The organism is Ruegeria sp. C11 (genome assembly GCF_056537725.1).
Map to the genome: position 1 here is coordinate 94,404 of NZ_JBQFSB010000009.1, position 13,484 is coordinate 107,887.

Consider the following 13,484-nt stretch of genomic DNA (forward strand, 5'->3'; position numbering starts at 1 on the left):
CCCTTTGTAGAGCTTGAGACAAAAAAAGGGCCAACTGATTTGCTGGCCCTTTTCGCAGTGCTTATTGCTGTTCTTTTGCTGCAAGCAGACGGTCAATGATGTCCTGACCGACGTTTTGCGCCATTGCGGGCCAGACCGTCTCCTGAACATGAGTGGCCATTGCAGCCTGTTCTTCGTCGCTCAGGCGCAGGATGGTGTAGCCTTTGTCGAGCAGTTTCTGGCCGAAGACTTCGTCGTTCTCACGGTTGTAAGCAAAGAAGTCTTCCGAAGCTTTGGTCATCGCGGCTTGCAGCGCGGCGCGCTGTTCGTCGTTCAGCTTGTCGAGTGTGCGCTGCGACGCGTAGAAGGTTGTCAGTTCCGAGATCGAGTTGTACTCGACAAAGTGGGTGCCAACATCCGACTTGGCGAAGATCGAGTAGGTTGCAGTCTTGGTGCAGCAGATCGCCCCATCGACGATACCGGCTTGAAGTGCTGGGAAGATGTCGCCCCATGCCATTGTTGTCGCCTGGTAACCCAGTTCTTCAACCATCGACTTCACGACACTGGACGACCAGACACGAATATTCATGCCCTTATCGTCAAAACTGTTCCAGTTCTCGGGCTCTTGCGACGCAACGATGCCGATGAAGCCTTCAGGGTTCTGCGCCATGACGCGGACGCCGTATTCGTCTGTGATCTCTTGCAGGATGGTGTTGAACTCGGAATCCATGTTTAGAAGCGTGTTTTCCATGTCATCCCATCCTCCAAGCAGGAACGGCATTGACAGGAACTCAAGACGCGGATCGGTATCGGCATAGATAAACGCCGATGCCAGGTCGATATTTCCGCGGGCGACATCTTCGAACAGCGCTTCACCGGAGCCCAGCTGGTTTGCCGGGAAGACTTCGATTTTCAGGCCAACATCTGCAGCTGCAACATCCGCTGCGACCTGTTCCATCATCTTCGTGCCCTGATGATCAATCGGGAATACGCCGGCAAAACGCAGAGTCATGTCTTCCGCTGCGGCTGCTGTTGAGAGAGTGGTTGCAGCAAGCAAAGCAGCGCCACCCATCGCGCCGAGGGCGCGGCGGTTAATCTTCGTAATCATTAAGGTTTCCTCCTCAGTGGTGGGTGTCCCGACACATTGCGGGCGGCGGGACGTTTCTTTGCTTCAGTTCAGCAAAGTTCCGGGGCGACGAACTCGTATCCGAGGTCATCGGCCACAGCCTTGTACGTCACCTTCCCGTGGGCCACGTTCAGGCCATTCATCAGGTGACGATTATCCGCCAGCGCCTGCTTCCAGCCATTGTTGGCAATGGCCAGAGCGTGCGGCAGCGTGACGTTGTTGAGCGCGTAGGTCGATGTACGGGCGACTGCGCCTGGCATGTTGGCGACGCAATAATGTACAACATCGTCGACAACATACGTGGGCTCTGCGTGAGTGGTGGCTTTGGACGTTTCAAAGCAGCCGCCCTGGTCAATCGCCACGTCCACGACGACCGCACCGGGTTTCATTTTCGAAATCAGCTCGCGTGTCACCAGCTTGGGAGCCGCAGCACCCGGGATCAGAACCGCGCCGACGACCAGATCAGCATTTGTGACTTCTTCCTCCAGCGCGGCTTTGGTCGAATAGACAACCTTGGCCGACGCCTCGAAATGGTTCTCCAATTTTTCCAGAACTGCGGGGTTGCGATCCAGAATGGTCACGTCCGCATGCAAGCCGACAGCCATTTGCGCAGCGTTGAACCCAACAACTCCACCGCCGATGACGACAACTTTGCCGGGTTTCACACCGGGCACACCGCCCAGCAAAACGCCCAGGCCGCCCTTTGCTTTCTCCAACGCGCTGGCACCGGCCTGGATCGACATGCGACCGGCAACCTGGCTCATCGGTTTCAGCAGAGACAGACCACCATTATCGTCGGTGACAGTTTCATATGCGATGCAGACCGCGCCCGAGTCGACCAGATCTTTGGTTTGCTCCGGATCGGGGGCCAGATGCAGATAGGTGTATAGTATCTGACCTTCGCGCAGCATGGCGCGTTCCACGGCCTGAGGTTCCTTTACCTTCACGATCATCTCTGCATTGGCAAAGATATCGGCCGCAGTTCCGGCAATTTCCGCACCAGCGGCACGATAGGCATCGTCATCAGCCCCTATGCCGATCCCGGCATTGGTCTCCACTATGACGTTGTGACCATGTGAAACCAGCTCTGCGACGCTTTCGGGGGTCAGGCCGACCCGATATTCATGGTTCTTGATTTCCTTGGGAACCCCAATGAACATGTTCTTCACTCCTTGGATCGGATGATTATTTTGCCGTGGGCATGACGAACTCAGCCCCTTCCGAGATGCTCTCGGGCCAGCGCTGCATGATGGATTTCTGCTTGGTGTAGAAACGAACGCCTTCTTCGCCATAGGCGTGCATGTCGCCGAACAGGCTTTTCTTCCAGCCACCAAAACCATGCCAGGCCATCGGAACCGGGATCGGAACGTTGACGCCGACCATGCCGACCTGAACCTGCTTACCGAATTCGCGCGCAACGTTTCCGTCACGGGTGAACAGCGATACGCCGTTGCCGAATTCGTGGTCGTTGATCAGTTGCAGGCCTTCGGCAAAGTTCGAGACGCGGACGCAGGACAGCACGGGGCCAAAGATCTCTTCCTTGTAGATCTTCATTTCAGGGGTGACGTTGTCGAAAAGGGTACCGCCCAGGAAAAATCCTTCCGCATGTCCCTCGACTGTATAGTCTCGGCCATCAACCAGAAGGTCTGCCCCTTCTGCGACACCGGAGTCGATGTAGCCTTTGATCCGATCGCGTGCGGCAGCAGTGACGATTGGGCCCATCTCGGCGTCCAGCTCAAGGCCGTTTTTTACCTTCAGCGTTTCGGACCGTTCTTTTAAAACCGGCATCAGCTTGTCGGCGGCATCCCCAACCAGAAGGGCAACCGAGATTGCCATGCAACGTTCGCCAGCCGATCCAAAGGCTGCACCAATCAACGCGTCGGCTGCCTTGTTCATGTCGGCGTCCGGCATAACCAGCATATGGTTCTTCGCACCACCCAGCGCCTGAACGCGCTTGCCGTGACGCGCACCGACCTCGTAGATGTAGTTGGCAATCGGTGTCGAACCGACGAAGGACACAGCCTTGACGTCGTCATTTTCCAGCAAGGCATCCACGGCAACCTTGTCACCCTGAACGACGTTGAACACGCCATCGGGGAAACCGGCCTTCTGCATCAGATCCGCGTACAGCAGAGATGCTGACGGGTCGGTCGGCGACGGCTTCAGGATAAAGGTATTGCCTGCGGCGATGGCGATCGGGAACATCCACATCGGCACCATGACCGGGAAGTTGAACGGAGTGATCCCGGCGACAACGCCCAACGCCTGACGCGTGGTCCAGTTGTCCATACCAGTGGAGACCTGCTCGGTGTAATCGCCCTTGAGGAGTTGCGGAATGCCGCAGGCAAACTCGATGATATCAATACCGCGCTCAACTTCGCCCTGCGCATCGGTGAAAACCTTGCCATGCTCGACCGTGATGGCGCGCGCCAATTCGTCCTTATGCTCGCGTACCAGGCCCAGAAAGTTGTTCATAAGGCGGGCGCGGCGGATCGGGGGCGTATTCGACCACTTAGGAAACGCCGCTTTGGCAGCAGCCACCGCATCGTTCACTGTCTGGACGCTCGCCAGCGACACATCGCCGGTTTGCGCACCGGTTGCGGGATTGAAGACCGGTTGGGTCTTCTCGCCGGAATGAGCAGTGATTTGGCCATTAATGTAGTGGCCGATCAAAGCGATCGGGGATGCATCTTTCATGATGTCAGTCCTTTTTGGGGTTAGAAGTCAGGGGTTATGGCAGGTCAGCCAATACCTCTCCAAGCGTTTGACAGAGTGTCGTTATTTCAGGTTCCGAGATAATCAGGGGTGGGGACAACGCGATGATGTCACCTGTGACCCGGATCATTATTCCGGCGTCCCAGGCCCGTTTCATCGCATCATAGCCTCTTGCACCTGGCGCGCCCTCTCGTGGTGCAAGTTCGACCGCACCCACCAGTCCCAGATTGCGAATATCGATGACATTTGGCAGGCCTTTGAGGCTGTGAAGTTGATCCTCCCAAGGCCCCGACAGCAACGCGGCGCGGCGGAACAGATCGTTCTGCTTGTAGCTTTCCAGCGTAGCCAGCGCGGCGGCACAGGACACCGGGTTGGCGGAGTAGGTATAGCCATGGAATAGCTCGATCGGCGCATCGGCGTTTTCCATCGCCGAGTCATAAATCTTGTCCGAAACGATGACCGCACCCATTGGGATGATGCCGTTGGTAAGACCTTTTGCCGTCGTGATGATATCAGGCTTCACATCGAAATACTCCGATGCTGTCGCTGCACCCAAACGACCAAAGGCGGTGATGACCTCGTCGAAAATCAGCAGAATTCCATGGCGGTCGCAGATTTCTCGCAGCCGCTTCAGGTATCCTTTCGGCGGCAGAAGCACACCGGTGGATCCGGCCATAGGCTCAACGATCACTGCCGCAATGGTCGATGCATCGTGAAGCGCGACCAATCGTTCCAGATCATCCGCCAGTGCGGCACCATGTTCCGGGCAGCCGCGTGAAAAGGCATTCTTCTCTGGATCATGCGTGTGGCGCAGATGATCCACACCCGTAAGGAGCGTCCCGAAATGCATCCGGTTTTTCACGATGCCGCCGACCGAGATGCCGCCGAAGCCGGTACCGTGGTAACCGCGCTCACGCCCGATCAAACGCGTGCGCGCGCCGTCACCGCGCATCCGGTGGTAGTGCAGAGCGATCTTGAGTGCTGTGTCGACGGACTCGGAGCCAGAGTTGGTGAAGAAAGCGTGGTTCAATCCCTCAGGCATCATCGCTGTCAGCTTTGCCGACAACTCAAACGCCTGAGGGTGGGAGAACTGGAAGTTTGGTGCATAATCCAACTCGTGCACCTGTTTCTGCACCGCGTCAACGATCAGCGGATCACGGTGACCTGCGTTGACGCACCACAGTCCGGCGGTACCATCCATGACCTTACGACCATCAGAACTGGTGTAGTACATCCCTTCAGCTGACTGGATCATTCGGGGCTCGCGAAGGAAATCACGATTGGCTGAAAACGGCATCCAGAACGATGACATTGTGTTGGGTTGATCGAGCACGTCCATTCCTCGTGAAGCAGATTTTCATTTGGTGCCAAATCCTTGCAGAGTTCAGGCGTTCCGCACACCCGGCTTTATGGGTTTCTGTAAGTTATTGAAAAACAGTCTTGGCCCGCCTAAAGTGCTTTCGATCAAAAGCAGGAAATCACAATGGGTGACTCTTCGACATCCGATCTCGAAACCGCAAGACGGCTGCGATTGATTCGTACCTCAAAAGGTCTCAGCCAGCGTGAGATGGCCAAACGCGCGGGAGTGGGTAGCGGGACAATTTCTCAGATCGAAAGCGGTTCGACCCAACCTTCTGTGGCGTTGCTAAAAAAGATCCTTGCAGGCGTCGATGTCAATCTGGGGTTCTTTTTCAGCTTCGAGCTCAAAAGCGACGAGAGCTTCTATTTCCCCCACAGCAGCATGCGTGATCTTGGATCACCTGGAGTATCCTATCTGCTTGTCGCGGGTGAACGCCGAGACAGAAAACTACAGATGCTTATCGAAGAGTACGATGCCGGTGCTGACTCGGGGCGTGCTGAGCTGTCGCACGAAGGAGAGGAATGCGCAGTTGTGATAGAAGGCCGTCTCGAAGTGACGGTAGATGGGCAGTCCAGGGTGCTGGGCCCCGGAGACGCATACTATTTCTCGAGCATACTACCACACAGGTTTCGAAACGCTGGAGACACACCATGCAAAGTCATTAGCGCATGCACTCCTTCGTCATTCTGACTTAACTACAAGAGCCCTCTTCTGGAACTGTTCGGTTTTTCTTGGGAAGAGCCCTATGATAACCAATGCTGCGTAGTTTGCGAGCGTCAGCTTCCACTTCACGAGCCAGTTAGCGTTTGTGGCTGCGGCAGCAAGTCGACGCCGCAATCGAGCACTCAATCCAAAAGCACGACGGCCTCGACCTCGAAAAGCATCGCGTCGATAGCAAGCTTCGGAACAGGCACCAACGTTTGCGCGGGCAATGTACCGCCAAACATCCGCAGCACATTTTCGGCCAGCACACCCAGCTTCGACACATCGTGGTCGACCACGAACACGGTCAGCTTTACGACGTGACGAGGGAGAGCGCCGAGCGCGTCGAGAACTGCAGCCAGATTGGCATAGGCCCGCTCAACCTGATTTCCGAACTCCGGCGATAGGCTACCGAACTGATCCTGTCCGCCCTGTCCTGATACAAAGGCAAGCCGTCCCGCAGCAGGAGACACGACTGCCGTGCTATAGCCGTTTGGCGTGGGATCATACAGATGCGGCGGATTGACGATGATCGGCAGGGCACCGTTGGATGTATTCTGATCTCGGGACGTCATGTTCATTCTCCTTGTAGAGTGGTCCGGGATCGACTTAGAACCCAACGGTGACAAAATTTGTCATCAAATGTGCTAAGGTGAGTAAATGAACATCCGTCTCCGACATGATGCAATCGTGCGCACACTTCGCCGTAACGGAACAGCAACGGTCGAGGAACTTGCCTGTCAGGTCGGTGCATCCAGGCGAACGATTTTGCGCGATATCGGGGCGTTGCGCGACCAGGGTTTTGTCATCCATTCCGAATGTGGGCGCGGTGGGGGTGTGCAACTTGATCCGCAATCCGTGCAGACCACCGCCCGTCTCTCGGTCTCAGAGGTGTTTGCTCTTCTCATCAGTGTCGCAGCCATGCGTGCGGCGCGAAGCCTTCCCTTCTCGGGCCTCGCCGACGCGGGGCTTGCCAAGATCGAGAAGGCTCTGCCGTCGGACAAGGTGCGGGATCTGCGCAGGTTCCTTGACTGTCTGCATGTCGGACAACTTTCGCCCAAACAGGACATCTCGGACATGGGCACTATTGACCCTGCGCTTTTGCCAGCCTTCGAAACCGCGTTTCTGCAACGGCAAAACCTGCGCTTCGGCTACCGGGACGCCAAGGGTGCGGAGACGAGTCGCGAAGTCGAACCGCAAGCTATGCTCATCCTGCCGCCGCTCTGGTATCTCGTAGCCTGGGATTCCAGCCGGGAAGATTTCCGGCATTTTCGTATGGATCGGATCAGTCGCCCCGAGATCGTCGAGGGAACATCGTTCCGGAGACAGCATGTTCCGTTCGAGGACGATGTCTGTCCTTTCAATGAGTTACCGCGCTGAACAACAGGAACGCGTGAAGTCCGGGCGGCAGTGTTCCAGTATCTTGAACCGTCAACAGCCCCAAAATTGTGGGTCGGGGTCCACGCACAATTTCTTCACCCCTTTTCGGGTTTCTTTTTGGAACGTTTCTCATCGACCTGCTTCTTCGTCAGCGCAACACGGATGATGCGCTGAAATCGAGGGCAATCCAGATGGTTTTCGGCGGTGCAATTCATTACATGGCGAAGGCCGTCCCGTAAGGCCGTCAGTTCCTTGATCCTCACGTCAATTGCATCGGCCCTTGCCGTCAGAACCCTACGATCCAGATCGGGCCTGCCTTCTGAACCTATCGTCTCTTTGATTTCGCCGAGTGAAAACCCGGCGGTTTGCGCCAGAGAAATGAGGGAAATTCGCGTCTTCACCTCATCCTCATAGAGACGTTTCAATCCCCGTCGACCCACCGACCGGATCAGACCAACCTCTTCATAATAGCGGAGTTTTGACGGTGAAAATCCGCTTTCGCGAGAGAGTTCGGAAATGTCGAGCATGGTCTTGACCTCAAGTGGGCTTGAAGTTGCATGTTGCCCCTCCACTGCAAAACATCAACAGAAATTAAGGTCGATACCTCCATGACAACAGAAATCTTCTTCAGCGCGGTTTTGATCGGCATCGGCGCGACAGCCTTCATGGATATGGTCGCCCTTTTCCAGAAGCTGATCTTCTCTCAGCAATCGCTCAACTACGCGATGGTGGGCCGTTGGATCGGCCATGCCGCGAAGGGGCAGATTGTTCACAGGCACATCACGGCCAGCGACCCTGTTCCGGCGGAGCGTTTGTTGGGCTGGAGCGCACATTACCTAACGGGAGTCGTGTTTGCGCTAGGTTTTCTGGCCGTGGTCGGTCGGGGCTGGTTTGAAACACCGAGCCTGCTGCCAGCGATTGCATTTGGAGTACTTACAGTGCTCGCGCCTTTTCTTATCCTCCAGCCGGGCATAGGAGCGGGGCTGGCGGCACGGTTGACGCCCGATCCACGAGCTGCGCGGCTCAAGAGCGTGTTTGCGCATCTCAGCTTTGGAATTGGGCTTTGGGTCGCAGCAAACTGCATATCCACTTTGTTTTAACATTTCGCGAAGAGCACACCGAAAGCAGATAAAAGCGCCACGGGGCGCTTATGACTGCTTTGTTGCGCGATCTGTAAATTCGTTTGCCTGCTGAATTTGCGTGCGCAGTGAACGGCTGGATTGACGCCCCGCGCCGCGGCCTAGAGACTTTGCGATGAACGGCCGGAATGGGGCGTCCTGGTCGGAGCGAGAAGAATTTTCCCAAAGTTGCTGGGCTGCCACTGAGGCCCGCAATGAGCTCAAAACGGACATCGCGATACGTATCTGATACTCTGTCACTCGGTACCGGCCCTTGAGGTTTCACTAATGGTCGATCTAAAAAATCTACTTGAAGTGCCCTTCAGAAAAGCGACGGAACGCGATCTGGAGCAAGTTGTACTTCTCGCCAAATACACAGTGCCGGGGTTCGTTGAACGACTTTGGCAAAGGTTGGCAGAAGAAGGCGAAACAGCAGACGATTTCGGGCGCCGGGCACAAAGCGCATTCATCCATGAGGGAAATACAATTGTTGCGGAAATTGAAGGTAAGTTGGGTGCGATGCTGATTTCCTATCCCATGGCGGAGACGCCCAACCCACACGTTCCCGGTATGGATGAAATGATTCAACCCCTTATGAGATTGTTTTCGAAAGCCAAAGGGACTTGGTATTTACACGGTATCGCGACCTATCCAGAGCACTCAGGTCGCGGGTTTGGTTCCAGCCTGATGAATATCGCTGAAGAGCTGGGAAGGCACGCCGGAAAATCGGGGATCAGCCTGGTCGTCATAGATAGCAATCATTCTGCTATCAATTTCTACGAGAGGCACGGCTACACCAAAACTGCAACTGAACCTGTGGTTCGGAAGGGATGGGAAACGAATGCCAATAAGTGGCTCTTGATGGAAAAAGAGCTGTCCTGAAAGTGGTTTAGAACCGGTAACGTTAAGAGGCAATTAAGTGAGGTCGATTGAAGCGACCAGACCAAGAGTCATTCGAATAGCAACCCGTTTGTCCGCTTTGTTCGCGACACGGTCGTACGTCGCGCGCTGCCGGGCCGTCTGCCCAAAGTGGCCTTTAATTCGCGATGGAACAGCAAACGTTCAAGGGGGCACGAATGTAGATCTTGAGGGTCATTGCCTCTAACGTAACTTTCGCGGAGGGCTGACAGTGAAGCGGAAACTTGCGGCGATCTTGGCAGCCGATGTCGTTGGCTTTTCACGCCTCATGGGGCGTGATGAAGAAAACACGATTCTGCGTCTAAACCGTTTGCTTTCTGAATTGGTTCAACCCCAAATACGCGATGCCAGAGGGCGAATTGTCAAGTTGATGGGCGATGGTCTGTTGGCCGAATTCACCAGTGTTGTCGACGCGGCGGACTGCGCTGTTGCCATTCAACGGGCTATGCCGGACCGAGAACCTGACGTTCCCAACGAGCAACGCATTCAATTGCGGATCGGTATTCATCTGGGAGATGTGATTTCCGAAGGTTCAGATGTTTTTGGGGAAGGCGTCAACGTGGCCGCAAGATTGGAAGCAATCGCAGAACCCGGAGGCGTTTGCATTTCCGAGGATGTATACCGTCAGATCAAAGGCAAGGTCTCCGGCAGTTTCAGGGATCTGGGTGAGCAAGATCTAAAAAACATCGAACAAAGGATTGGCGCCTACAGCATCGATCTCGACCCGGCGCGCCTGTCGCCTGAGTTCTACGAAGTTCTAACGGGTGAGCGGTTGGAGTTGCCGGACCAACCATCAATCGCAGTCCTGCCATTTCAAAACATGTCAGGCGACCCAGAGCAGGAATACTTCGCGGACGGAATTACCGAAGACATCATCACTGCCTTGTCGCATATCAATGGCCTCATCGTGATGGCGCGCAATTCGACATTTGCCTACAAAGGAAGGTCTGTCGATGTAAGACAGGTCGGGCGGGAACTAGGTGTACGTTTCGTCCTTGAAGGGAGTGTCCGAAAGGCGGGGCAGCAGGTTCGCATCACCGGGCAGCTTATTGAATGTCAAACCGGCTCGCATTTATGGGCCGACCGGTATGATCGTCAGATTGAAGATATTTTTGCAGTTCAAGATGAAATCACACGCGAAATTTCCGTTTCATTGGCGGTCAACCTTACACACGGACAAGAGCTCAGACTGTGGGCTGAACAAGCGCCTAACTTTGAGGCGTGGGACTTGATGATGCGCGGCATCAGTGAGCAATACAAATTTACAAAAGAAGGGAATCTCTCCGCGATTCAGCTCTACCGGAAAGCAGTTGAGCTTGACCCCGAGAACTCGTCATTCAGAACGGGCCTCGGCTGGGCGTTGCAAGCCGGTGCCCGCCTTGGGTTTCATCAAGATCCGAAGGCGTCAACTGACGAGGCCCAGTCAATTTGCGACGCGTTGTTAAAGAGGAACGATGTCTCAGCTGATGTCTATGCGCTACAAGGGTATATTTTCACAAACCAATCTCGTTTTGATGAAGCCAAGGCCTTCTGCAAAGAAGCTATCGAACGGCAACCCAGTGTCTCGCTTTCTCATGCCATGCTGGCAATTGCGTACAATAGTTGCGGTGAATTTGAAGAAAGCCTGAATAGCATGCGAAAGGCCATTCGGCTGTCGCCCTACAGCCCGGATTGGTATTTCAGCCATTTGGGGGATGCCTATCGCGGGTTAGGGCAGCTGGAGCAGGCAAGAACAGTTTATCGGCACTTGGAAACCCGCCTGCCTGGAACCTTGTTGTGCCAAGTCCGTTTGGCAGTGATCCACGCTGATTTTGATGACACTGAAAATGCTAAGAATGCAGTAAACGCAGTTCTTTCTATCGATCCGCAATTTTCAGTGGAAACCTATACCGGTCACACGGTCTTCAAGACTGACGCCCTGCGCAAATTCTGGGCGGATGCTATGCTAAAGGCCGGTCTACCAGAATAGTTCCGCAGTATTGTATTAGTTTGCCCAGATCAAAAGTTTGCATCACTTGCTACGAATTTGCGCGGCACTTTCATAAGTAAGGCGGAAAGTCGGATCAGGTACAGTATCAACTAAGATAGCTGCCAGCCCCAAGCGGCTACGAGTTATTGTAGTTGGAGCAGGTATGGCCGGTCTGATGGCAGCAGCTGTGCTCGAAGACCAATTTGCTGAGGTCTTAGTCACCGAAAAGGATGATTAACCTCGCACACCTCAAGTTCGAAAAGGAGCTCCCCAGTCCAATTGGAAAAGCTGGGGCCGGCCAGATAAAATATAAACGAATTCAACAGATTGACCCGCGAATAGCCAGTTTTCTACAGGTCAACTCCTGCGGTCCAGCCACTCCCACCGAATATCTCTCAGCAAGCAAGATTTCAGGGTGGCTTTGTTTTGATCCGTCATGGCCTGAATCAGCGCTTCGTGCTCATCGCTCCAGGAGTCGGTTGCGTGTTCACCTTCAAGGCCATTGCGTAAAGACGGGCCTGTTTGCATCCAAAGCTGCTCGATCACCGCAATCATGTCGGGGTTGCCGCATAGTTTGTAGATCAGAAAATGGAACAGGTGATTTTCGACCATGTATTGGGTGTGATCCCGATCCGCAATTGCGGCTTTCATCCGCGGAATCGTGGAGTTGAGCGCTGCAATATCCTTGGGTGTGATGTTTTCAAGCGCTTGAACAGCTGCTTCCGACTCCAGCAGAGCGCGGAGGTTGAACAGATCGGCGGCACGCTTTCGGTCCAGCACCGGGACGATATAGGACCGCTTTACAAGGCTGCTCAGAACACGTTCGGACGCCAGACGTTTCAACGCTTCTCGCACCGGGGACATGCCGGCGCCCACTTCTTCGGCGAGTTTGCGGATCGACAGCTTCTGGCCCGGTAGATAGGCACCAGTCATCAGCTTGTATTTGAGCTGACCATAAAGCTCTTCGGCCTGCGTGGGCTGATCTGGAACCGTCAAAAGCATGACGGGAAGATTACCTGTCAAATCAGCCCTTGCAATGCGACGAGTTCTACACCCCGATCTGGCGCGACATATAACCGATGAAGTCGCGGATCGTGCCTTCAAAATCATCCGGGGCCAGGGGGCCACCCTGATAGGTGCGGGTTTTCAACGCCTGCTGCAATGCCTCCAGCTTTTCTTTGTCTTCGGCGTTGAATGACCGGCAGAGCGAGACGTAGTCCCGAACCTTGTCCGATTTTGGATCATTCTCCAGCCCGGTAACGCCCCAGCGGATTTTCACGCGATCTGGCCCCGCAGGGCGCAGGCACATGAACAGGGTGAAGTTGGTCGCCATACCAACCACCAGGTTCGGAAACACGCCGTACATGGGCGAATTGGTTCGCTCTTCCTCGGTCATGTCGGGGTGGAACGGCCCGCGCGGTGGGTAGTCCGGATCGTAATAGGCGTGATAGCCCGTCCAGCCATCACCGCTTTTCATCTTTTTGCACAGCTTGGTCGGCGTGATCGGATGCAAGGTATGCAGGTGCGTCGCGCTGAGGTGATACCCTTCCATGAAGTTTTCAAACAGGGCCTTCCAGTTACAGGCCCAGCTGTCTTCTTCCATGAAAACCAGAAAGCGATCCTCGGGGTGATAGTTTCTGACGATTTCGCCCAATCCCTCAAGGCGCGGCGTCAAAGGTGTCGCGTTTCCATCGAGATTGACAAAAATCCAACCCTTCCAGATTTCGCTGGCAAATTCCGGCAGGCCGCAGCCTTTCTTGTCGAATTTAGTTTGCCCTTTCATCAAGGGGGCGGCGACAAGGGCTCCGGTCGTATCATAGCTCCAGGTATGATAGCGGCAGATGAATTTACGCGTGTTGCCAGCGCCTTCGGCAACTCGATTGCCCCGATGGCGGCAAACATTGGACAGAACGCGTACCTGTCCATCCATATCGCGGGTAACGATCAGCAGCTCCTCGGCCAAATCGGTGGTGAAATAGTCGCCGGGGTTTGGAATTTCTCCAACGTGGCCGACGCACATCCATTCACACCGCAGGACTTCGTTCGTCTCCAGCTCAAGAAAATCCGGCGACGTATAGAATTCCGCGGGCATCGCATAACCGTCTTCCGGTGCGAGATTTCCGAGTTCTCCCAGACGCTCGCGAAGAGCGTTCACCTGATCTGCTTTCCCATCCAGCATCGCAAAAATCCTTTGACAGAAGAATCAAACTGTGATCA

The 13,484-nt window shown here is 54.9% G+C and carries 14 protein-coding genes; 6 read left to right on the forward strand and 8 right to left on the reverse strand.

The window, feature by feature from the left end; all coding sequences use genetic code 11:
* Nucleotides 1–61 precede the first annotated feature (61 nt).
* From dctP to aptA, 4 genes are all read right to left on the reverse strand, one after another.
* Nucleotides 62–1,051 carry a TRAP transporter substrate-binding protein DctP gene (dctP, locus tag ACR0NA_RS16380; RefSeq protein ID WP_480730875.1) on the reverse strand — a complete coding sequence of 330 codons (990 nt, stop codon included), beginning with the start codon at nt 1,049–1,051 and terminating at the stop codon, nt 62–64.
* Between the two features lie 104 nt (nt 1,052–1,155).
* A complete protein-coding gene (gene ald / locus ACR0NA_RS16385) occupies nt 1,156–2,265 on the reverse strand; it encodes an alanine dehydrogenase (RefSeq protein WP_480730681.1) in 1,110 nt (369 codons plus the stop codon).
* A 25-nt stretch (nt 2,266–2,290) separates the two neighbouring features.
* Nucleotides 2,291–3,802, reverse strand: a complete 1,512-nt coding sequence (locus tag ACR0NA_RS16390; protein WP_480730683.1) for a CoA-acylating methylmalonate-semialdehyde dehydrogenase — start codon at nt 3,800–3,802, stop codon at nt 2,291–2,293.
* A gap of 34 nt (nt 3,803–3,836) precedes the next feature.
* Nucleotides 3,837–5,159: an omega-aminotransferase AptA gene (gene aptA, locus ACR0NA_RS16395; protein WP_480730685.1), complete on the reverse strand. Its 1,323-nt coding sequence runs from the start codon at nt 5,157–5,159 to the stop codon at nt 3,837–3,839.
* Nucleotides 5,160–5,303: 144 nt separating this feature from the next.
* On the opposite strand from aptA, the gene ACR0NA_RS16400 reads away from it, so the two are divergent.
* Complete coding sequence (locus ACR0NA_RS16400; RefSeq protein WP_480730687.1) at nt 5,304–5,870, forward strand: cupin domain-containing protein; 567 nt, start codon at nt 5,304–5,306, stop codon at nt 5,868–5,870.
* A 155-nt stretch (nt 5,871–6,025) separates the two neighbouring features.
* Here the strand turns inward: ACR0NA_RS16400 and ACR0NA_RS16405 are convergent, their stop codons facing one another.
* Nucleotides 6,026–6,457, reverse strand: coding sequence for a RidA family protein (locus tag ACR0NA_RS16405; RefSeq protein ID WP_480730689.1), 432 nt, complete (start codon nt 6,455–6,457; stop codon nt 6,026–6,028).
* 85 nt (nt 6,458–6,542) lie between these two features.
* Between ACR0NA_RS16405 and ACR0NA_RS16410 the strand changes: the two genes are divergently transcribed.
* Entirely contained in the window at nt 6,543–7,262 is a 720-nt protein-coding gene (locus ACR0NA_RS16410; RefSeq protein ID WP_480730691.1) for a helix-turn-helix transcriptional regulator, read from the forward strand.
* A gap of 95 nt (nt 7,263–7,357) precedes the next feature.
* Here ACR0NA_RS16410 and ACR0NA_RS16415 read toward each other — a convergent pair whose 3' ends face one another.
* Nucleotides 7,358–7,789 (reverse strand): helix-turn-helix domain-containing protein, encoded by a 432-nt coding sequence (locus ACR0NA_RS16415; RefSeq protein ID WP_480730693.1) that lies wholly within the window; start codon nt 7,787–7,789, stop codon nt 7,358–7,360.
* An 81-nt stretch (nt 7,790–7,870) separates the two neighbouring features.
* On the opposite strand from ACR0NA_RS16415, the gene ACR0NA_RS16420 reads away from it, so the two are divergent.
* The 4 genes from ACR0NA_RS16420 to ACR0NA_RS16435 all read left to right on the forward strand — a co-directional run bounded on the left by ACR0NA_RS16420 (nt 7,871) and on the right by ACR0NA_RS16435 (nt 11,505).
* Entirely contained in the window at nt 7,871–8,362 is a 492-nt protein-coding gene (locus tag ACR0NA_RS16420; RefSeq protein ID WP_480730695.1) for a DUF2938 domain-containing protein, read from the forward strand.
* Nucleotides 8,363–8,668: 306 nt separating this feature from the next.
* On the forward strand, nt 8,669–9,262 hold the full coding sequence (locus ACR0NA_RS16425) for a GNAT family N-acetyltransferase (protein WP_480730697.1): 594 nt from the start codon (nt 8,669–8,671) through the stop codon (nt 9,260–9,262).
* Nucleotides 9,263–9,509: 247 nt separating this feature from the next.
* Nucleotides 9,510–11,267, forward strand: a complete 1,758-nt coding sequence (locus ACR0NA_RS16430) for an adenylate/guanylate cyclase domain-containing protein (protein WP_480730699.1) — start codon at nt 9,510–9,512, stop codon at nt 11,265–11,267.
* Nucleotides 11,268–11,412: 145 nt separating this feature from the next.
* The gene (locus ACR0NA_RS16435) at nt 11,413–11,505 is read left to right on the forward strand and encodes an NAD(P)-binding protein (protein ID WP_480730877.1); all 93 of its coding nucleotides are present in this window, start codon (nt 11,413–11,415) and stop codon (nt 11,503–11,505) included.
* Nucleotides 11,506–11,624: 119 nt separating this feature from the next.
* Here the strand turns inward: ACR0NA_RS16435 and ACR0NA_RS16440 are convergent, their stop codons facing one another.
* Entirely contained in the window at nt 11,625–12,269 is a 645-nt protein-coding gene (locus ACR0NA_RS16440; RefSeq protein WP_480730701.1) for a GntR family transcriptional regulator, read from the reverse strand.
* Nucleotides 12,270–12,315: 46 nt separating this feature from the next.
* Nucleotides 12,316–13,446 (reverse strand): aromatic ring-hydroxylating oxygenase subunit alpha, encoded by a 1,131-nt coding sequence (locus tag ACR0NA_RS16445; protein ID WP_480730703.1) that lies wholly within the window; start codon nt 13,444–13,446, stop codon nt 12,316–12,318.
* Nucleotides 13,447–13,484: the final 38 nt, after the last annotated feature.